Origin of the sequence: Rhizobacter sp. SG703 (genome assembly GCF_012275445.1) — a bacterium.
Taxonomy (GTDB): Bacteria; Pseudomonadota; Gammaproteobacteria; order Burkholderiales; family Burkholderiaceae_C; genus Rhizobacter.
In genome coordinates this window covers 77989-97002 of record NZ_JAAZQK010000015.1, presented here as the reverse complement: position 1 = coordinate 97002, position 19014 = coordinate 77989, and the positions used below count along the sequence as shown (strand labels likewise).

Here is a 19014-nt window from a genome sequence, read left to right as displayed (position 1 = left end):
CGGCCTCTTTACCGTTCGCCGTGAAGCGGCCTCTTTACCGTTCGCCCTGAGCTTGTCGAAGGGTCGGGCTGAGCTTGTCGAAGCCCTGGTTCGATGTGAACAGGCCCTTCGACAAGCTCAGGGCGAACGGTTTTCCGTCAAGCCGTCGCAGGCCGCAGCGCTCGCGGCGCGGCCGCGGCCAGAATCCCCGCGAACAGCGACACCGTCGCGAGACCGAGCGTCAGCGAGGCGTGCTCGGCAATGATGCCGATCAGCGGCGGGCCGGCCATCATCCCGAGGTAGCCGACCGACGCGACGACCGCGATGCCGTGCGCCGGGTTCGCGTCCACCTTCGCGGCCGCGCTGAACAGCACCGGCACCACGTTCGCGAACCCGAGCCCGACCAGCGCGAAGCCGACCAGCGCCACCACCGGGTGCCCGATCAGCAGCACCGCCGCCATCGACGCCGCCGCCAGCGCCGCGCTGCCGCTCATCAGCACGGCCGGCGACACCCGCTCGCGGATCCAGTCGCCGCCGAAGCGCGCCGCCGCCATCGCGGCACTGAAGCTCGCATACGCCAGCGCCGCGAAGCTCGCCTCGCTGGCCAGTTCCTGCTTCATGTACAGCACGCTCCAGTCGTACATCGCGCCCTCGGCGATCAGCCCCAGCGCGCCCAGCACGCCGAGCAGCGCCAGCAGCCCGCGCGGCAGTTCGAACCCGCCCTTGTCGTCGGACCCGGCGATCGTGCGCAGCATCGCCGCGCCCGCCCCGCCGATCGCCGCCGCGCCGAGCAGCGCCATTGCCACCAGGTGCGTCGCGCCGGAAACGTCGTGCGACAGCAGCAGGCTGCCCAAGCCCGCGCCGACCATGCCGCCCAGGCTGAACATGCCATGGAAGCCGCTCATCAGGCTGCGCCCGGCGCGCTGCTCCAGCTCGCCCGCCGCCGCGTTGATCGACACGTCGAACAGGCTGGTGCCGACACCGAACACCACCATCACCGCCAGCAGCCCCGCGTAGGCCTGCGACGACAGCAGCAGCGCCAGGCACAGCGCGGTCGCGCCGCCCGACAGCAGCGCCGCCCGCCGCGCGCCCAGCCGGCCGACCCAGCGGCCGGCCTGCGTCAGCGTCGCGACCGCACCGACGCCGGCGGCCAGCATCGCGATCGCCAGCGCCTGCTCGCCGATCGCGTAGTGCTGCTTGATCGTCGGCACGTGCACGCCGAAGCTCGCGAACAGCACGCCCGCCACGAAGAACTGCAGGCGCACGGCCCAGGTGGCGCGGCTGATGGTGGTCGGGTCAGGGGTCATGGCGGTTGGATGCGAGGAGCAAACGGTTGCGGGCACGGAAAGCGGCCGATTCTAGGAAGCGACGACGCCCTCACCTGTCACAGATTGCGCTGCCCGGATAATCCCGCGATGCATTCGTACGACGTGGTGGTGATCGGCGCCGGGGCCGCCGGGCTGTTCTGTGCGGGGATCGCCGGCCAACGGGGCGCCCGGGTGCTGCTGGTCGACCACGCCGCCAAGGTGGCCGAGAAGGTCCGCATCTCCGGCGGCGGGCGCTGCAATTTCACGAACCGCGATGCCGGACCGGCCAACTTCCTGTCGGAAAACCCGAACTTCTGCCGCTCCGCGCTGGCCCGCTACACGCCGCAGGACTTCATCGGCCTGGTGCAGCGCCACCGCATCGCTTGGCACGAGAAGCACAAGGGCCAGCTGTTCTGCGACGACTCGGCCGAAGACATCATCGCGATGCTGCTGCGCGAATGCGAGCAGGGCCGGGTCACGCGCTGGCAGCCCTGCGCGGTCGGCGCGGTGCGCGGCGAGGCCGGGCGCTTCGAGCTCGACACCGCGAACGGCACGGTGCGTTGCAAGCGGGTCGTGATCGCGACCGGCGGGCTGTCGATCCCGAAGATCGGCGCCAGCGATTTCGGCTACCGCGTCGCCAAGCAGTTCGGCCACAAGCTGGTCGACACCCGGCCCGCGCTGGTGCCGCTGACCTTCGCGACCGCCGATTGGGCGCCGTTCGTCGAGCTGGCGGGGCTATCGCTGCCGGTGGCGATCGGCACCGGCACCGGCCGCGCGCGGGCCCGCTTCGTCGAAGACCTGCTGTTCACGCACCGCGGGCTCAGCGGCCCGGGCGTGCTGCAGATCTCCAGCTTCTGGAAGCCCGGCACGCCGCTGCAGCTCGACCTGGCGCCCGACCGCGACCTGGCGGCGGAATTCCTGCACGCCAAGGCCGGTTCGCGCAAGCAACTGGGCAACGAACTGGCGACATTGCTGCCGGCTCGGCTGGCGGCCGCCTGGCTGCAGGCCCGCCCGGGCCTGTCGGATCGCCCGGTGGCCGACCTGAAGGACCGCGACCTGCAGCAGCTCGCCGCCGGCCTGCAAGGCTGGCAGCTGACGCCCGACGGCACCGAGGGCTACCGCAAGGCGGAGGTCACGGCCGGCGGCGTCGACACCCGCGAACTGAGCTCGCAAAGCCTGGAGAGCCGCCGCATGCCCGGCCTGCACTTCATCGGCGAGGTGGTCGACGTGACCGGCTGGCTCGGCGGCTACAACTTCCAGTGGGCCTGGGCCAGCGCCGCGGCCTGCGCCACGGCCATGACCGACAGCCGCGACAGCCTGCAGCCCGTTGAAAGCGGCCACTGACACCCCGCTTGCGCGACTGGGAACTATGGCTATAATCGCGGTCTTTGCTGGCAAACCCGCGCCGCGATCTCGTTCAATATTCGCACCTGCCATCTTCGTCCATGCCCCAGGCTGGATTCCGGAACCTCCTTCCTGAGAGCCCGGGCGAACGACCAAGGAAGCGACGAGCAAGACACCGAGCGCAAAAACTTCTGGATCTATGACTTCGATTCGCGTCAAAGAAAACGAGCCGTTCGACGTGGCTCTGCGCCGCTTCAAGCGCACCATTGAAAAGCTGGGCCTGCTGACCGACCTGCGCGCCCGCGAGTTCTACGAAAAGCCGACCGCCGAGCGCAAGCGCAAGAAGGCTGCGGCCGTCAAGCGCCACTTCAAGCGCATTCGCAGCATGCAGCTGCCGAAGCGCCTGTACTGATTCTTCGGCGCTGCCGGCCTGAACACCGGGCGCCCTGGAAGCCAGACTCCCCAAAGCCCGCCGCAAGCGGGCTTTGTCGTTTCTGCCCTCCCCTTCCTCACGAGACCCTGCGATGAGCCTGAAAGACCAGATCACCGAAGACATGAAGACCGCGATGCGTGCGAAGGACGCCGCCCGCCTGCTGACGATCCGCGGCCTGCTCGCGGCGCTGAAGCAGAAAGAGGTCGACGAGCGCATCGTGCTCGACGACGCCGCGGTCATCGCGATCGTCGACAAGCTGATCAAGCAGCGCAAGGATTCGATCACGCAGTTCGCCGCCGCGAACCGCACCGACCTGGTCGACAAGGAAACCGCCGAGCTGGCGGTGCTCGAAGGCTACCTGCCGCAGCGCCTGTCCGCCGACGAAGTGGCGGCCGAGGTCGGCAGGATCGTCGCCGAACTGGGCGCCAGCGGCCCCGGCGACATGGGCAAGGTGATGGGCGCGGCGAAGACCCGCCTGGCCGGCAAGGCCGACATGGGCCTGGTGTCCGCCGCGGTCAAGCAGGCGCTCAGCCGCTGACCTTGCATCACCTCCACACCGGGGCACGCCCATGACCGATCCCGTCGTCCAGCCGCTCAGCGCCGACGTCTGCGTCGCGCCCCAGCTCGAACCGGCCGCCATGGCCTGGGCCGCGCAGCAGGGCTTCAAGAGCATCATCAACAACCGCCCCGACTTCGAAGGCGGCCCGGACCAGCCGACCAGCGCGATGATCGAAGCGGCCGCGCGCGCGGCCGGCCTGCAGTATGCACACCTGCCGGTCTCGCCGGCGCTGCAGACGCCCGAGCAGATCGCCCGCTTCGGCGAGCTGCTGGCCACGCTGCCGAAGCCGATCCTCGCGTTCTGCCGCAGCGGCACCCGCTCCGGCAAGCTCTACCGCGCCGCCGTCGACGCGGCTTGACCCGCGAAGCGCGGCGGCCGTCCATGCGCCTGAGGCTGAAGGTCTTCCTGCTGGCGGTGATCCCGCTGATCGCATCGCTGCTGCTGATCGCGTTCGCGGTGCGCCAGAAGGAGAACGACCTCGCCGCCCGCGAGCGCGCCGTCGTCGAGGCCGCGACGATGGCCTCGAAGCAGAACGAGCTGCGCCACTACGTCGATCTCGCGCAGAGCACGATTGCGCCGCTGTACACCTCCGGCCGCGACGACGACGCGACCAAGGAGCAGGCGATCCGCCGCCTCGCGTCGCTCGACTACGGCAGCGACGGCTACTTCTTCCTCTACGACCTCGCCGGCAAGAACCTGATGCACCCGCGCCAGCCCGAGCTGGTCGGCCAGGACATGTGGGACATGCGCGACGCCAACGGCGAGCCGGTGATCCAGCGACTGATCGCGCAGGCGCGCGAAGGCGGCGGCTTCGTCGAATACCTGTGGCGCAAGCCGTCGACCGGGCAGATCACGCCGAAGCTCGGCTACGTGGTCGCGCTGCCGCGCTGGAACTGGATGTTCGGCACCGGGCTGTACCTCGACGACGTGCAGGCGACGATGAAGCAGCTCGACCAGCAGGTCACCGCCAACATCGCCGACACGATGTGGTGGATCGCCGGCATCGCGCTGCTGGGCATCGTGCTGATCGGCGGCTGCGGGCTCGCGCTCAACGTCAGCGAACAGCGCATCGCCGATGCCAAGCTGCGGCTGCTGGCGCGCCAGGTCGTGCGCTCGCAGGAAGACGAACGCGCCTACCTGTCGCGCGAGCTGCACGACAGCACCAGCCAGACGCTGGTGTCGATCAAGCTGCTGATGGAGTCGTCGGTCGCGCAGCTCGGGGCCGGCGCGCCGGCCACGCTGACCAAGGCGCTGGTGCGGCTGAACGGCGCGCTCGGCGAGGTGCGCGAGATCTCGCACCGGCTGCGCCCGGCCGAGCTCGACGTGCTGGGCCTGCCGGCCGCCCTCGCCCACCTCGGCGAAGAATTCGGCGAGCAGCGCCGGCTGCCGCTGCAGGTGCGGGTGCGCGGCGAGCCGCCCGAGGGCCTGCCCGACGAGATCAACACCGTGCTGTTCCGCGTGACGCAGGAAGCGCTGAACAACATCGACAAGCACGCGGCCGCATCGCGCGTCGCGCTGCGGCTGGCCTTCGGCGCCGGCGGCGTGCGGCTGCGCGTGATCGACGACGGCCGCGGCTTCGATGTCGGCGCGATGCAGCAACACCCGCGGCGCGGCATCGGGCTGCGCAACATGCGCGAGCGCCTGGCGTCGATCGGCGGCAACCTGAAGGTGCTGTCGCGCGCCGGCCGCACCGAGGTCGTCGCCGACGTACCTGCCGCGGCGTTGCGCCGCTTCGCGGCCACCGCCCCATGACCGCCGCCGCCATCGTCACCCGCCTGCTGATCGTCGACGACCACCCGCTGGTGCGCGAAGGGCTGAAGGCACGGCTGTGCACCGTGGCCGGCGTCGACGTGGTCGGCGAGGCCGGCGATGCGGCCGAGGCCTTCGCGCAGCTGGCCGCGCACGAGGTCGACCTGGTGCTGATGGACATCGGCATGAAGGACGTCAACGGCATCGAGCTGACGCGCCGCCTGCTCGCCGAACGGCCGGCGCTGCGCGTGCTGGTGCTCAGCATGTACGACAACCCCGAGTACGTGAACCGCGCGATGCAGGCCGGCGCGCGCGGCTACGTGCTGAAGGACGCGCCGTCGACCGACATCATCGACGCGATCGCCGCGGTGCAGGCCGGCGAGACCTTCCTCAGCGCGGCGATCTCGGGCCGGCTGATGCGGGCGCAGACACCGCGGCCGGTGATGTCGCTGCGCGAGAGCGAGATCCTCGCGTGCCTGGCCAAGGGCCGCTCCAGCAAGCAGATCGCGCAGGACCTGAACCTGAGCGTGCGCACCGTCGAATCGCACCGCCAGAACATCAAGCGCAAACTGAACCTGGAAGGCCAGGCCGAGCTCATCAAGTACGCGGTCGAGCACTGCCGCGATTTCGGCGAAGCCTCGCCCGCCGCGTAGTTTCACTTAGCTGTTTGACCCGTTGCCCGCGCCGCCGGGTTCGGGTCTGATTCCACCCTGCCAAAAGAACCCGTCCTGGAGACACCGTGCAACCCCTCTTGTCCTTTTCACGCCTGATCGACCGGCTGAACGAGTTCGTCGGAAAGTGGCTCGCATGGCTGGTGCTCGCCGCCGTTCTGATCAGCGCCGGCAATGCCATCGTCCGCAAGGCCTTCAACGTCAGCTCGAACGCCTACCTCGAGATCCAGTGGTACCTGTTCGCCGCGGTGTTCCTGCTGGCGGCCGGCTACACGCTGCTGCGCCAGGAGCATGTGCGCATCGACGTCGTCTCCAGCCGCTTCTCGAAGCGCACGCAGATATGGATCGACATCGTCGGCATCTGCGCCTTCCTGCTGCCCTTCGTGATCGTCGCGACCCGGCTGGTGTGGCCGGTGGTGATCGGCAAGTTCAACAGCGGCGAGGTGTCGGGCAATGCCGGCGGGCTGGTGCTGTGGCCCGCCTGGGCGCTGCTGCCGATCGGGTTGGCGCTGCTCGGCCTGCAGGGCGTGTCCGAACTGATCAAGCGCGTGGCCTTCCTGAAGGGCCTGGTACCCGACCCGATGAAGAAGGGCGGCGGCAAATCGGCCGAAGAGGAGCTCGCCGAGTTCCTGCGCCAGCAAGAAGTGGCCGTGCGCGAGAAGGCGGCCCTCGAGAACACCCGGAAGAGCGCGCAAGGGAGCACGAAATGATGGAGTTCATCTCCGCCAACATGGCGCCGATCATGTTCGGCAGCCTGATCGTGTTCCTGCTGTTCGGCTACTCGGTCGCGTTCTCGCTGGCGGCCTGCGGGCTGCTGTTCGGCTTCATCGGCATCGAGCTCGGGCTGCTGCCGTCGGCGCTGATGCAGGCGCTGCCGCTGCGCATGTTCGGCATCATGCAGAACGACACGCTGCTCGCGGTGCCGTTCTTCACCTTCATGGGGCTGCTGCTCGAACGCTCGGGCATGGCCGAGGACCTGCTCGACACCATCGGCCAGCTGTTCGGCCCGATCCGCGGCGGCCTCGCGTTCGCGGTGATCCTGGTCGGCGCGATGCTGGCCGCGACCACCGGCGTGGTGGCCGCGTCGGTGATCTCGATGGGCCTGATCTCGCTGCCGATCATGCTGCGCTACGGCTACGACCGGCGCGTCGCATCGGGCGTGATCGCGGCCTCGGGCACGCTCGCGCAGATCATCCCGCCGTCGCTGGTGCTGATCATCATGGCCGACCAGCTGGGCCAGAGCGTCGGCGACCTGTACAAGGGCGCCTTCATCCCCGGCTTCGTGCTGACCGGCCTGTACGTGCTCTACATCGTCGGCGTGACCGTGTTGCGCCCGCACTGGGCACCGGCATTGCCGAAGGAAGCGCGCACGATCCGCGAGCCCGACGGTTCGAGCGGGCTGCGCTCGCTGGGCGTGGTGGTCGCGCTGTCGGTCGCCTCGGCCTGGGTCTTCGCCCGCACGCGGCCCGACACCACGCCGACCGACGAGCTGATCGTCACGTCGATGTGCGTCGGCGTCGGCTTTGCGTTCCTGCTGGCGGTGATCAACCGCGTGACGAAGCTGAACCTGCTGTCGAAGATGGCCGAGCGCGTGACCTTCGTGCTGATTCCGCCGCTGGCGCTGATCTTCCTGGTGCTGGGTACCATCTTCCTCGGCGTGGCCACGCCGACCGAGGGCGGCGCGATGGGTGCGACTGGCGCGCTGGTGATGGCGCTCGCGCGCGGGCGCCTGAACCTGAGCCTGCTGCGCCAGGCGATGGACACCACGATGAAGCTGTCGTGCTTCGTGCTGTTCATCCTGGTCGGCTCCACCGTGTTCAGCCTGTCGTTCCAGGGCGTGGACGGCCCGAAGTGGGTCGAGCACCTGCTGACCAGCCTGCCTGGCGGCCAGCTCGGCTTCCTGATCGTCGTGAACATCCTGGTGTTCGTGCTGGCGTTCTTCCTCGACTTCTTCGAGCTGTCGTTCATCATCATCCCGCTGATCGGGCCGGTGGCGCACACGCTGGGCATCGACCTGGTGTGGTTCGGCGTGCTGCTGGCGGTGAACATGCAGACCTCGTTCATGCACCCGCCGTTCGGCTTCGCGCTGTTCTACCTGCGCAGCGTCGCGCCGGTCGACGACTACACCGACAAGGTGACGAAGGCGCCGGTCGCGAAGGTGACGACCGGGCAGATCTACCGCGGCGCGATCCCGTTCGTGCTGATCCAGATCGTGATGGTCGGGCTGGTGATCGCGTTCCCCGGCCTGGTGTCCAGCGGGCTCGGCAAGGAGAACAAGCTGAACAACGACGAGATCATGCAGCAGCTGCAGCAGGACCGCCAGGACAAGCCGGCGCCGTCGATGGACGGGCTGATGCCGCAGCCGGCCGAACAGGCGCCTGCTTCGTCGTCGTCCTCCAAGTCGAGTGCCGACGACGAGCAGATGAAGGCCGTCGAGCGCGCACTGCAGCAGGAGGCCGGCAAGAAGTAGCCGAGGAGGCGAGTCGGGCTACAGCTTCTGCGCCTGCATGAAGTCGTCGAACGCCGCCTCGGCGAAGCGGAACCACAGGTTCTGGTCGGCCCGCACCCTGGCGTAATCCTCGTAGACCTTCTTCCAGTTCGCGTTCTTGGAAGACAGCTCGGCATACATTTCCTGCGAGGCCTTGAAGGCGGCTTCCATCACCTCCTTCGGGAAGCGAAACAGCCGCGTGCCGCTGCCGACCAGCTGCTTCAGCGCGGCCGGGTTGCGGTAGTCGTACTTGGCCTGCATGTCGGTGTGGGCCACCGCGGCGGCGGCCTCGACCACCGCCTTGTACTCCGGCGTCAGCGCGTCATAGGCCTTGGTGTTGATGAAGAAGTCGAGCTGCGGGCCGCCTTCCCACCAGCCGGGATAGCAGTAGTTGGGAGCGACCTTGTTGAAGCCGAGCTTCTGGTCGTCGTACGGGCCGACCCATTCGGCGGCGTCGATCGTGCCCTTCTCGAGCGCGGGGTAGATGTCGCCGCCGGGGATGTTCTGCGGCACGGCGCCGATGCGTTCGAGCACCCGGCCGCCGAAGCCGCCGATGCGCATCTTCAGGCCCTTCATGTCGGCCAGCGACTTGATCTCCTTGCGGAACCAGCCGCCCATCTGCGCGCCGGTGTTGCCACCGGGGAAGTTGACGATGTTGTACTGGTGATAGAACTCGCGCATCAGCTTCAGGCCGTTGCCTTCGACCATCCACGCCGTCATCTGCCGCGAGTTCAACCCGAACGGGATCGCGCAGCCGAGCGCGAAGGTTTCGTCCTTGCCGAAGAAGTAGTACGGCGCGGTGTGCGCGATCTCGACGGTCGCGTTCTGCACCGCGTCGACGACGCCGAAGGCCGGCATGATCTCGCCGGCCGCGTGCACCGAGATCTGGAACTTGCCGCCCGACAGCTCGCCGACCTTCTTGGCGAACACCTCGGCGGCGCCGAAGATCGTGTCGAGGGATTTGGGGAAGCTGGAGGCAAGGCGCCAGCGCAGGGCCGTCTGCGCGTGGACGATGGCCGGAGCGCTGGTGGCGGCGAGCACGCCGGCCAGGCCGGTGCGGGTGATGAAGCTGCGGCGTTCCATGTCTCTCTCCTCGGGGTGATGGGGCGAGGAGATTTTTCACGGAACCGCGACGGAGGCAGGCACGGATTTTCCCCGTTGGGGAAAGCCCCGTATAACAAGGGCCCCGAATATGAAGCTCCGTCCCGCAGGCTTTCCCGTAACTCGGACCGCTTATGGCCAGCGTTGCGCCAACTCAGCCGATCAGAGAGCAATGGAATCCGAAGAATCCCTCCATAAACTCATGCTTCATGGCTTTAAAATCGACATCAGATGATTTTATTAACAGCAATTGCATGCTTTTGACACAAACTACTGAAGCCGGCGTGGTCACTCTTCAAAAGACACATGTTGGAAAACTCAAAGAACTGCTTGCGAAGTTCACCAACTTGGATTCTCCGTTGTCCATTCGAATTATCAAAAATTCGATCATACATCGTCAGAATATCCGATTTTCCACCCCTCGACACCGCCATCGAGAGCTCGTTTGAAATATATTTTCCACTCAGATTAATTCTACCATGCATTTCGTCTGCGATCACCTTAATTTCTTTTGCGAAATCCTTCTTCGTCACGTGACTACTAGCAAGAACACCACGCTTTCGATCAAGCACCCTCACAAATTCCCCGCCATAACCAAAATCATCCATCATTAACATGAGTTCTCGCCGGAATAGACTGGAGAACTCTGAGAATTTATTTTCCGCAAGAAGTGGCAAAGATCTTTCAATGAAAGCCTCCTTCATCCTTGTCAAAGATGATTTAGCCTCCTCCTTCTCCGTCAAGTTTATCCAGCAATCAAAGACGTTATCCATGGTTGCGAGATAGTTCAGCTGTGTATCCGGATAAAACCATGCATTCGGGTCTTTTTGCAGGGTCTTCAGCGAAGACGCAGCATGCTTGACCAATTCAGTCTTGGAGCCCGTGGTAAATTTTCTTGAAGCCGTCTGAGCCAACACACGCTTGTAATTTGACCTCGTCGCCTTGACTTTTGATTTCGTAGCTTTCGCCTCACGCAATGCCTGGTCCGCAAGCAGCTCTTGCAGATCTTTGGTCTTCGCGGATTCGCGAGTCGGAACTTTACTGTCCGGCGGTCCTGAGGGCTTGGCTTCTCTCTCGGTCGTGTGCGGGGACTTTGCCGCTTCACTTCTTTGAGTATCTCCATCACGCCTGCGGCGCGACTTCCCATCATTTTTCTTTTTGCCATTCCCATCTAGCAAACGAGATTTGCTCCGGCCGATATTTGGGCGAACATCGTGCTCCGTTGGATTCGCCTCAGTTTCATGAATTGAGTGCTGCGACTTTTTCACGGACTTAAGGCTATCAATTAATTCATCGATCGTCTCCAGATCCTCCTCGGAGGGTCCTTTCTTAGGAAAATCATAAATGCCCGCAGAGTTATTTTCTTCGCTTGGCGCAAGAGGCCATTTAAACTGCGCGGATCCTAAAATTTCATTTGGAATCGCCGCCTTGCGAGCAGCGCTCGGGTCATGAAATACCTCAGCCGGCGTCCCATAAGCAGGCCCGGCTTCTTGGAGAACCGACCCAGGGACCCCACCAGATTTGGCATTGTCAATTTCAGAAAGCAGGTCATCAATTTCAGTATCGCCATCGATATCGAAACGACTGCCTCCTGAATTCTCATGAGCCAAATATGCGTAGAGTCTATGCAATGCTTCTTCATAATCGGAAGGTTCTCCTTGCTCCATGGCCTTATTTGCACTCTTCTCAAACCGCAAGAATTCATCATTGAATTCCGATTTTCCTCTGCTGTCATTCGGCTTATATTTAATGGCGTGCATCTGCTCGGAAAGTGCGAGATAGCTACCCTCAATGACGAGTTTAAGAGCTGCCTCGTCATACATAGAAAAGTCAAGTGCACTCAATCCAACGATCGCTTGATCCACAAATTCGCTCGCCAATGTCAGCGCATCACTGCGATCTGAGGTGTGCCATCTTCGAACCGAAACTTTTCCCGATGATTCATCCATATATTTAAGCGGCCGTTCCACGTATCGGCCCGCACGTGTGCGCTGTTCGGCAATCTTTGTATTCACGGGTACCACGGACACTTGCGGCGCTGTTGCATCGTGAGTGTTCTCCGTCTGAACTGCCGGACGGGGGGATGTAGTGGTGCTGATTGTCATGAACTTGCTCCAGAGCGCAATAAAACGATGCCTCGCCATGCAGCAATCACACACAGACCACTCACAAGCAGGCGCTCCCCCTGTGTGACCGATCCGCTTTCCAAGTTCCAAGCCGGGACAAACAGCTTCACCCCGTCCGGCCGATTCGCACTCTCAGGTGCGTCGCTCGCGCCTCGGGTCCCGCCTCATCCCCCGCGCACCCCCAGCTTGAAACTGATCATCGCCCGCAACTTGTTCGGCACCACCGGCTTCACCAGCAGGTGGAAGTTGTGCAGCTGGGCCTCGACCTCATGGTTGGTCATCGTGCTGCCGCTCACCATGATGGCCGGCACGCCCGGCCCGAAGCGCTCGCGCAGCGCCTGGATCGCCTCCAGCCCGGTGTGGCCGTGCTCCAGCCGGTAGTCGACGATCAGCAGGTCCGGCACCTCATGGCCGGCGTCGTCGCTCTGCGCCCAGGCCCGGCAGGCCGCCACCGTCTCGAAGCTGCGCACGCTCGCGCCCCAGCCCTTCAGCAGCACCTCCAGCCCGTCGCGCACCGCCGGTTCGTCCTCGACGATCACGATGCGACGCCGGTCCAGCGTCAGCCCGATCGGCGCCTTGCTGCCGAATGAAGCCGCCGCCACGCGCGGCGCCTTGCCGGGCGGCAGCTCCAGCGAGAACACCGTGCCGTGCCCCGGCCGCGAGCGCAGCGACAGCGGCGCCTCCATCAGCCCCGCGAGCCGCTTGACGATCGCCAGCCCCAGTCCCAGCCCCTTGCGCTGGTGCGGCGCCAGCGCATCGCCCTGCGGCACCTGGTAGAACTCCTCGAAGATGCGCTCCTGCTCGCGCTCGCGGATGCCGACGCCGGTGTCCCACACCTGCAGCAGCAGCCGCCCGCCGCGCTTGCGGCAGCTCACCAGCACCGTGCCGTCCTGCGTGTAGCGGATCGCGTTCGACACCAGGTTGCGCAGGATGCGCTCGGCCAGCACCGGGTCGGCAAAAGCGTTGTGCGCGCCGCCGCGAAAGCGCAGCCCCAGCCCCTTCTCGAACGCCGTCGGCTCGAAGTGCAGCTTCAGCCGCCCGAACATCGCACCGACGTTGAAATGCTCGGCCTGCGTCTCGACGCCGCCGGTGTCGATCTTGGTGATGTCGAGCAGCTCCGAGAACAGCCCTTCCAGCGCGTCGACCGAGCCGTTGATGCTGTTGACGAGGTGGATCACCTCTTCGTCATGGCTGCGCTGGCGCAGCGCCTCGGCAAACAAGCCCATCGCATGCAGCGGCTGCCGCAGGTCGTGGCTCGCGGCCGCGAAGAACTGCGTCTTCGAGCGGTTGGCCACCTCGGCCTGCTGGCGCGCTGCATCGGCGGCCGCCTTCTCGGCCCGCAGCTGCGCGCTCAGTTCATCGGCGCGCAGCTTCAGCTTCAGCAGGTTCTCGTAGTTGAGCCGGTAGTCGCTCGCGAGCAGCGTCGTCATCGCGACGATGGTCAGCAGCACCCCCGCCAGCACCAGGTCGTCGAAGCCGCCCGGCAGCCCCACGCGCAGCACGGTGGGCGCAAAGCACAGCAGCGCGAAGGTGTTGTAGACCTTGCGCATCGGCGCGAGGATCGGCATGCCGGCCACGCAGAAGCTGTACACGGTGAGCAGCAGCCCGATGCGCTCGGTGGTGCCGCCGTGGCCGTAGAACAGCCATGCGGCCGAGCCCCAGACCACGCCCGAGCCCATCGTCGCGCCGACCCAGATGCGAAACCACGGCTGTGCGTCGGCCACCGTCTGCACGTTGCGGCCGCGGAAGGCGCCCAGCGCCCACAGCCGGAACAGCCACAGCCCCCAGAACATCAGCATCCAGCCGCCCAGCAGCCAGCGCGGCGCGTGGTCCCAGAACAGCAGCGCCATCACCGACGCGCCGGCCGCGTTGCCGGCCAGCGTGGTCGGCACGTACGAATACAGCCCGTGGATGCGCTCGACTTCGGTCAGCTCGCGCGGCGATGCCGGGGCCGACATGTCAGCTCTTGCGCCAAGCCGAGAACCCGCCGTGCGCCTGCGTCATCTGGCTCACCGCCAGCACCGCCTGCGTGCGCGAGCTGACGTTCAGCACCCGCAGCACCGCGGCCACGTGGTCCTTCACCGTCTCGACCGACAGCCCCAGCTCGCGGGCGATCAGCTTGTTCGGGTTGCCCTGCAGCAGCAGCGCCAGCACATCGGTCTGGCGCGGCGTGAGGCCGAGCGATGCGATCGACGGATGCTGCTGGAAGCCGCCGCCGCGCGCCGCCTCGCCGATCTGGTTGACCGCCGTCGGCACGCTGCCCCACGGCGAGTCTTGCGCGCGTTCGGACGGCCGGTCGTTGCCGATGCTGATCGACGGCACGTAGATGCCGCCGGACATCACCATGCGCAGCGCATCGAACAGCGTTTCGTTGGAGGCGCGCTTCGGCACGAACCCCATTGCGCCCAGGTCGATCGAGCGGATCACGTCGCTCGCGCGGTCGGAGGCCGACACCACCACCACCGGCAGCGCCGGGTAGGTGCTGCGGAACTCGACCAGCAGGTCGAAGCCGTCGGCGTCGCCAAGGTGCAGGTCGAGCAGCACCAGGTCGAAGTCGTTGTCGGCGGCCAGCGTCTCGCGCGCGGCGCGGGCACTGCCGGCGCCGACCACGCTGACGTGATCGCCCAGGCCCTGGATCACGGTCTGCAAGGCCGACAGGATCAACGGATGGTCATCGACCAGCAGCACTTTCATCGCGACATCCCTTTCGTGCAGTCTCGGCGTGAGACCTCGGCTCGAGACCGAGCGTCGGCCCGAGGCAAAGCGCCGATGCTAGCCGAGCGCCCGGGCCGCCCCGCCCCCCCTGAAGAGGGTGAAACGGCACCGCCGTGTCAGCGCTCGTGTCAAAGGTAGCGCCGTGTCAGCGATTCCGCCACGCACACCGGCTTGGCCGAGCCCTCGCGCTCCATCGTGACCTCGATCGTCAGCTGCGCGCCGCCCTCGAGCGCCTCGTAGGCCATCAATTTGAAGCTGCCGCGCAGCCGGCTGCCCACCGGCACCGGCGCCGGAAAGCGCACCCGGTTCAGCCCGTAGTTGACGCCCATGCGGGTGTCGCCGACCTCGAAGGCCGAGGCGAACATCTCCGGCAGCAGGCTCAGCGTGAGAAAGCCGTGCGCGATGGTGGTCCTGAACGGCCCGGCGGCCGCGCGCGCCGGGTCGACGTGGATCCACTGGTGGTCGCCGGTGGCCTCGGCAAACCGGTCGATGCGGCGCTGGTCGACCTCGATCCAGCCGCTCAGGCCGATGTCCTGGCCCACCAGGGCCTGCAGGTCGGCCAGCTTCTCGAAACGTTTCATCAGGCCTCCAGCCACTGCAGCAGCGGCTGCCATTGTTCGAGGTCGCGCTCGACGCGGCTTGGCGCCACGTCCCACAGCGTCAGGCCGCGCGCGGCCAGGTGCACGTAGTTCTGGGTGTCGCGCAGGAAGCCGAGCAGCGGCACCTGCAGCGTCTCGAGAAAGCTGCGCAGCTGGTCGGCCGAGATGGTGCCGTCGCGCACCCGCATGCCGACGATCGCGATCGACACCTTGTCGCCGCGCCGCCGCGCCAGCAGCTCGCGCACGAACGCGTGCGTCGCGTGGATGTCGAAGATGCTGGGCTGCAACGGCACGAGCACCTTGTCGGCCAGCTTCATCACCTCGTCGAGCCGCTTGCCGTGCAGGCCGGCGGGGGTGTCGAGCACCGCGTGGGTCGTGCCCTTCGGCGGGCGCACGATCTCGTCGTGGTTCAGTTCCCAGCCGGCGATCGTGGGCAGGTTCGCGGGCCGCAGCGACAGCCAGGTGCGGGCCGACTGCTGGCGGTCGACATCGCCCAGCATCACCGCATGGCCCGCCTGGGCCAGGTACCCTGCGATGTTGGTGGACAAGGTGCTTTTTCCGACCCCGCCCTTCGGATTGGCCACCACGATCACTGGCATGCAATGCTCCTGACGATCCTTGTTTGCGGTTATGTTAACGAACACTATCGTTGTTGGGCACCCAATACTTACCCCGCCATGAACCCATCGGAAGTCCTCGTCCTGACCGCCCATCCGCAGATGGAGCAGTCGCGCGTCAACCGCACGCTCTACAAGGCGGCCAAGAAATCCGGCCACGCCACGGTGCGCGACCTGTACCGCCTCTACCCCGACTACCTGATCGACATCGAGGCCGAACGCGCGCTGCTGGTGCAGGCGAAGCTCGTCGTCTGGCAGCACCCGATCCACTGGTACAGCATGCCGCCGCTGATGAAGCTGTGGGTCGACGAAGTGCTCGGCTTCGGCTGGGCCTACGGACCCGACGGCCATGCGCTGCGCGGCAAGGACCTGTGGCTGGTGTCGTCCACCGGCGGTCCCGACGACTCGTACCGCCCCGACAGCTACAACCGCTACCACTTCGACGCCTTCCTGCCGCCGTACGAGCAGACCGCGGCGCTGTGCGGCATGCGTTTCCTGCCGCCGCTGGTGCTGCACGGCGCGCACCGCGTCGGCGCGGCCGAGCTGCAGGCGCATGCCGACACCTTCGTGCACCGGCTGGGCAGCTACCCCGACTGGCCGGAGCTGGCCGGGCTGGACGATTGCATCGACTGCGAGGTGCCCGAATCGGCACGCCCGGCCGACGCGGTGGAAGCCGCCCTGGTGGAGAGCGCCTGATGGAGCACGGCAGCTGGTTGACGGGCGGGCTGGTGTACCTGGGCGCCGCGGTGATCGCGGTGCCCGTCGCGAAGAAGCTGGGGCTGGGATCGATCATCGGCTACCTGGCCGCGGGCATCCTGATCGGGCCCTGGGGATTGCGGCTGGTGACCGACCCGCAGGACATGCTGCATTTCGCCGAGTTCGGCGTGGTGCTGATGCTGTTCCTGGTCGGGCTGGAGCTGGAGCCGAAGCGGCTGTGGTCGCTGCGCAAGCCGATCTTCGGCTGGGGCAGCGCGCAGCTGTTCGGCTCGGCGGCGCTGCTGCTCGGCGCCGCGGTGGCGGCCGGCGTACCGTGGCAGCTGGCGGTGGTCGGCGGGCTGGGCCTCGCGATGTCGTCAACCGCGATCGGGCTGGGCGTGCTCGGCGAGCGCAACCTGATGGCGACGACCTCCGGACAGAGCCTGCTCAGCGTGGCGCTGCTGCAGGACATCGCGGCGATCCCGATCCTTGCGCTGGTGCCGCTGCTGGCCGCGGCGTCCGATGCGCCGGAGCACGGCAGCTTCTGGCTCGGCGCCGCCAAGGCGCTGGGGGTGATCGCGATCATCGTGCTCGGCGGGCGGCTGCTGTTGCGGCCCACGCTGCGCTGGATCGCCGGCAGCGCGACGCCCGAGATCTTCACCGCCGCATCGCTGCTGCTGGTGCTGGCCACCGCGGCGCTGATGCAGACGGTCGGGCTGTCGATGGCCCTCGGCGCCTTCCTGGCCGGCGTGCTGCTGGCCGAAAGCGAATACCGGCGCGAGCTCGAGACCGACATCGAGCCCTTCAAGGGGCTGCTGCTCGGGCTGTTCTTCATCGCGGTCGGCATGAGCATCGACTTCTCGGTCGTGATGCAGCGGCCGCTGCTGGTGGCGCTGATCGTCGGCGGCTTCCTCGCGGTGAAGGCCGCCGTGCTGTGGGCGATGGGCCGCGCGATGCCGCTGCCGAAGGCCGAGCGGCCGGTCTTCATCATCCTGCTGGCGCAGGGCGGCGAGTTCGGCTTCGTCGTGTTCCAGACCGCAGCGCAGGCCGGCGTGATCGATGCGCCGACGTCGTCGCTGCTGGTCGCGGCGGTGGCCCTGTCGATGCTGCTGACGCCGCTGCTGCTGGTGGCGGCCGACCGCTGGTGGACGCCGACGCTGGCGGGCCAGAAGCGCAACGACATTCCCGAGCTCAGCGAGCAGCAGAACGCGTCGGTGATCATCGCCGGCTTCGGTCGCTACGGGCAGATCGTCGGCCGGATGATGTTCGCCAACGGGCTGACGCCGACCGTGCTGGAGCATGACGCCGAAGCGCTGGAGGCGCTGCGCCGCTTCGGCTGGCCGGTGTTCTACGGCGACGCGACGCGGCTCGACCTGCTGCGCACCGCCGGCGCCGCGACCGCGAAGGTGCTGGTGCTGGCGATCGACGACGTGGAGCAGAGCGTGGAGGTGGCGACGCTGGTGCGCGAGAACTTCCCGCAGCTGACGATCGTGGCGCGGGCGCGCAACGTGCGGCACTACTACCGGCTGCGCGAACTGGGCGTCACGCTGATCGAACGCGAGACGCTCGATTCGGCGCTGATGACGGCGCGCAGCGCGCTGGAGCTGTTGGGCTGGCAACCGCACCAGGCGCGCAACCTGGCGCTGCGTTTCCGGCGCCACAGCATCGACCAGCTGGAGGCGATGCGCCCGCATGCACGCGACCAGGAGCGGCTGATCGCGGTCGCGAAGGAAGGGCGCCAGCAGTTGGAGACGCTGTTCGCGCAGGAGCGCGCCGCGGCGCTGGATCGCAAGCAGCGCGCCGGGTGGGGCGGTGCTGCGGAGAAGCCGGAGGAAGAAACCACGTAAAAGTGGAGAACGATCCCCGGATTGGCATCACACCAACGCGTCGTACAGCAGCTTCGCCCCGGTCAGGAACATCCCCACATACACCAGCCGATAGAACAGCGTCGGCTGGATCCGCTTCGCGAGCCGGATGCCGATCCACACGCCGACCGGCGCGAACGGCATCAGCACCAGCGAGGTGCCGAGGTTGCGCAGGTCGATCAACCCGAGGAAGGCATACGGGATCCACTTCGACAAATTCACGACCGCGAAGAACGTGGCCATCGTCGCGGTGAAGATCATCGGCGGCAGCCGCAGCGGCAGCACGTAGGCGCTGACAGGCGGCGCGCCCGCGTGCGCGACGAAGCTGGTGAAGCCCGACGCGATGCCGAGCCCGAAGCCGAGCCAGCGCGGCGGCGGCGGCGCATCGGCGCGCGGCGGGAACAGCAGCCGCTGCGCCAGGAACAGCAGCGTCAGCGCGCCGACGATGCCGGCCACCGTCTTCGGCGGCAGCAGCCCGAACGACAACGTGCCCAGCAGCGTGCCGAGCAGCCCGGCCGGCAGCAGCAGCCGGATCAGCGCCTTGTCGCGCTGCTGGAACAGCGCCTTCACGCCCACGGCATCCATCACCAGCAGCAGCGGAAGCATGATGGCCGCGGCCTGCGGCACCGTGATCGACAAGGCCATCAGCGGCGTCGCGAGCGAGCCGAAGCCGGCGCCGAAGCCGCTCTTGGACAAGCCCATCAGCAGCACCGCGGGAATGGCGGCCGCGTAGAACCAGGGGTCGGTGATCATCGGCGAGAATTC

18 protein-coding genes are annotated in these 19014 nt (G+C 66.8%); 10 read left to right on the top strand and 8 right to left on the bottom strand.

The window, feature by feature from the left end; genetic code table 11:
• Nucleotides 1-137: 137 nt before the first annotated feature.
• The gene (locus FHT26_RS26635) at nt 138-1286 is read right to left on the bottom strand and encodes an MFS transporter (protein ID WP_168563111.1); all 1149 of its coding nucleotides are present in this window, start codon (nt 1284-1286) and stop codon (nt 138-140) included.
• Nucleotides 1287-1394: 108 nt separating this feature from the next.
• Between FHT26_RS26635 and FHT26_RS26630 the strand changes: the two genes are divergently transcribed.
• From FHT26_RS26630 to FHT26_RS26595, 8 genes are all read left to right on the top strand, one after another.
• Complete coding sequence (locus tag FHT26_RS26630; protein ID WP_168563110.1) at nt 1395-2630, top strand: BaiN/RdsA family NAD(P)/FAD-dependent oxidoreductase; 1236 nt, start codon at nt 1395-1397, stop codon at nt 2628-2630.
• Nucleotides 2631-2829: 199 nt separating this feature from the next.
• Nucleotides 2830-3042 (top strand): 30S ribosomal protein S21, encoded by a 213-nt coding sequence (rpsU, locus tag FHT26_RS26625; RefSeq protein WP_047503026.1) that lies wholly within the window; start codon nt 2830-2832, stop codon nt 3040-3042.
• 112 nt (nt 3043-3154) lie between these two features.
• Nucleotides 3155-3601, top strand: coding sequence for a GatB/YqeY domain-containing protein (locus FHT26_RS26620; protein WP_168563109.1), 447 nt, complete (start codon nt 3155-3157; stop codon nt 3599-3601).
• Nucleotides 3602-3632: 31 nt separating this feature from the next.
• Entirely contained in the window at nt 3633-3980 is a 348-nt protein-coding gene (locus FHT26_RS26615; RefSeq protein ID WP_168563108.1) for a protein tyrosine phosphatase family protein, read from the top strand.
• 23 nt (nt 3981-4003) lie between these two features.
• Nucleotides 4004-5374: a cache domain-containing protein gene (locus FHT26_RS26610; protein WP_168563107.1), complete on the top strand. Its 1371-nt coding sequence runs from the start codon at nt 4004-4006 to the stop codon at nt 5372-5374.
• Nucleotides 5371-6024 carry a response regulator transcription factor gene (locus FHT26_RS26605; RefSeq protein ID WP_168563106.1) on the top strand — a complete coding sequence of 218 codons (654 nt, stop codon included), beginning with the start codon at nt 5371-5373 and terminating at the stop codon, nt 6022-6024. Before FHT26_RS26610 ends, FHT26_RS26605 begins: the two co-directional genes overlap by 4 nt.
• An 86-nt stretch (nt 6025-6110) precedes the next feature.
• Complete coding sequence (locus tag FHT26_RS26600; protein ID WP_168563105.1) at nt 6111-6752, top strand: TRAP transporter small permease subunit; 642 nt, start codon at nt 6111-6113, stop codon at nt 6750-6752.
• Nucleotides 6752-8512: a TRAP transporter large permease gene (locus FHT26_RS26595; RefSeq protein ID WP_168563104.1), complete on the top strand. Its 1761-nt coding sequence runs from the start codon at nt 6752-6754 to the stop codon at nt 8510-8512. Before FHT26_RS26600 ends, FHT26_RS26595 begins: the two co-directional genes overlap by 1 nt.
• Nucleotides 8513-8530: 18 nt before the next feature.
• On the opposite strand, the gene FHT26_RS26590 is transcribed toward FHT26_RS26595, so the two are convergent.
• From FHT26_RS26590 to FHT26_RS26565, 6 genes are all read right to left on the bottom strand, one after another.
• Nucleotides 8531-9613 carry a TRAP transporter substrate-binding protein gene (locus tag FHT26_RS26590; RefSeq protein WP_168563103.1) on the bottom strand — a complete coding sequence of 361 codons (1083 nt, stop codon included), beginning with the start codon at nt 9611-9613 and terminating at the stop codon, nt 8531-8533.
• 245 nt (nt 9614-9858) lie between these two features.
• Nucleotides 9859-11736 carry a hypothetical protein gene (locus tag FHT26_RS26585; RefSeq protein WP_168563102.1) on the bottom strand — a complete coding sequence of 626 codons (1878 nt, stop codon included), beginning with the start codon at nt 11734-11736 and terminating at the stop codon, nt 9859-9861.
• A gap of 185 nt (nt 11737-11921) precedes the next feature.
• Complete coding sequence (locus tag FHT26_RS26580; protein WP_168563101.1) at nt 11922-13715, bottom strand: ATP-binding response regulator; 1794 nt, start codon at nt 13713-13715, stop codon at nt 11922-11924.
• A 1-nt stretch (nt 13716) separates the two neighbouring features.
• Entirely contained in the window at nt 13717-14451 is a 735-nt protein-coding gene (locus tag FHT26_RS26575; RefSeq protein ID WP_056808059.1) for a response regulator, read from the bottom strand.
• 149 nt (nt 14452-14600) lie between these two features.
• The gene (locus tag FHT26_RS26570; RefSeq protein WP_168563100.1) at nt 14601-15053 is read right to left on the bottom strand and encodes a MaoC family dehydratase; all 453 of its coding nucleotides are present in this window, start codon (nt 15051-15053) and stop codon (nt 14601-14603) included.
• On the bottom strand, nt 15053-15670 hold the full coding sequence (locus FHT26_RS26565; RefSeq protein WP_168563099.1) for a ParA family protein: 618 nt from the start codon (nt 15668-15670) through the stop codon (nt 15053-15055). The genes FHT26_RS26570 and FHT26_RS26565 overlap by 1 nt, the downstream gene beginning before the upstream one ends.
• A gap of 78 nt (nt 15671-15748) precedes the next feature.
• Here FHT26_RS26565 and kefF point away from each other — a divergent pair, with 78 nt between their 5' ends.
• Nucleotides 15749-16384, top strand: a complete 636-nt coding sequence (gene kefF, locus FHT26_RS26560; RefSeq protein ID WP_168563098.1) for a glutathione-regulated potassium-efflux system oxidoreductase KefF — start codon at nt 15749-15751, stop codon at nt 16382-16384.
• Nucleotides 16384-18231, top strand: a complete 1848-nt coding sequence (gene kefC, locus FHT26_RS26555; protein ID WP_168563097.1) for a glutathione-regulated potassium-efflux system protein KefC — start codon at nt 16384-16386, stop codon at nt 18229-18231. Before kefF ends, kefC begins: the two co-directional genes overlap by 1 nt.
• A 27-nt stretch (nt 18232-18258) precedes the next feature.
• On the opposite strand, the gene FHT26_RS26550 is transcribed toward kefC, so the two are convergent.
• Nucleotides 18259-19002: a sulfite exporter TauE/SafE family protein gene (locus tag FHT26_RS26550; protein ID WP_168563096.1), complete on the bottom strand. Its 744-nt coding sequence runs from the start codon at nt 19000-19002 to the stop codon at nt 18259-18261.
• Nucleotides 19003-19014: the final 12 nt, after the last annotated feature.

What these genes read in the sequence shown, in the direction of transcription:
- kefF (WP_168563098.1), top strand. Translation starts at nt 15,749, where the DNA reads ATGAACCCATCGGAAGTCCTCGTCCTGACCGCCCATCCGCAGATGGAG.
- FHT26_RS26590 (WP_168563103.1), bottom strand. Translation starts at nt 9,613, where the DNA reads ATGGAACGCCGCAGCTTCATCACCCGCACCGGCCTGGCCGGCGTGCTC.
- rpsU (WP_047503026.1), top strand. Translation starts at nt 2,830, where the DNA reads ATGACTTCGATTCGCGTCAAAGAAAACGAGCCGTTCGACGTGGCTCTG.
- FHT26_RS26580 (WP_168563101.1), bottom strand. Translation starts at nt 13,715, where the DNA reads ATGTCGGCCCCGGCATCGCCGCGCGAGCTGACCGAAGTCGAGCGCATC.
- FHT26_RS26635 (WP_168563111.1), bottom strand. Translation starts at nt 1,286, where the DNA reads ATGACCCCTGACCCGACCACCATCAGCCGCGCCACCTGGGCCGTGCGC.
- FHT26_RS26605 (WP_168563106.1), top strand. Translation starts at nt 5,371, where the DNA reads ATGACCGCCGCCGCCATCGTCACCCGCCTGCTGATCGTCGACGACCAC.
- FHT26_RS26630 (WP_168563110.1), top strand. Translation starts at nt 1,395, where the DNA reads ATGCATTCGTACGACGTGGTGGTGATCGGCGCCGGGGCCGCCGGGCTG.
- FHT26_RS26615 (WP_168563108.1), top strand. Translation starts at nt 3,633, where the DNA reads ATGACCGATCCCGTCGTCCAGCCGCTCAGCGCCGACGTCTGCGTCGCG.
- FHT26_RS26610 (WP_168563107.1), top strand. Translation starts at nt 4,004, where the DNA reads ATGCGCCTGAGGCTGAAGGTCTTCCTGCTGGCGGTGATCCCGCTGATC.
- FHT26_RS26620 (WP_168563109.1), top strand. Translation starts at nt 3,155, where the DNA reads ATGAGCCTGAAAGACCAGATCACCGAAGACATGAAGACCGCGATGCGT.
- kefC (WP_168563097.1), top strand. Translation starts at nt 16,384, where the DNA reads ATGGAGCACGGCAGCTGGTTGACGGGCGGGCTGGTGTACCTGGGCGCC.
- FHT26_RS26565 (WP_168563099.1), bottom strand. Translation starts at nt 15,670, where the DNA reads ATGCCAGTGATCGTGGTGGCCAATCCGAAGGGCGGGGTCGGAAAAAGC.
- FHT26_RS26585 (WP_168563102.1), bottom strand. Translation starts at nt 11,736, where the DNA reads ATGACAATCAGCACCACTACATCCCCCCGTCCGGCAGTTCAGACGGAG.
- FHT26_RS26575 (WP_056808059.1), bottom strand. Translation starts at nt 14,451, where the DNA reads ATGAAAGTGCTGCTGGTCGATGACCATCCGTTGATCCTGTCGGCCTTG.
- FHT26_RS26550 (WP_168563096.1), bottom strand. Translation starts at nt 19,002, where the DNA reads ATGATCACCGACCCCTGGTTCTACGCGGCCGCCATTCCCGCGGTGCTG.
- FHT26_RS26570 (WP_168563100.1), bottom strand. Translation starts at nt 15,053, where the DNA reads ATGAAACGTTTCGAGAAGCTGGCCGACCTGCAGGCCCTGGTGGGCCAG.
- FHT26_RS26595 (WP_168563104.1), top strand. Translation starts at nt 6,752, where the DNA reads ATGGAGTTCATCTCCGCCAACATGGCGCCGATCATGTTCGGCAGCCTG.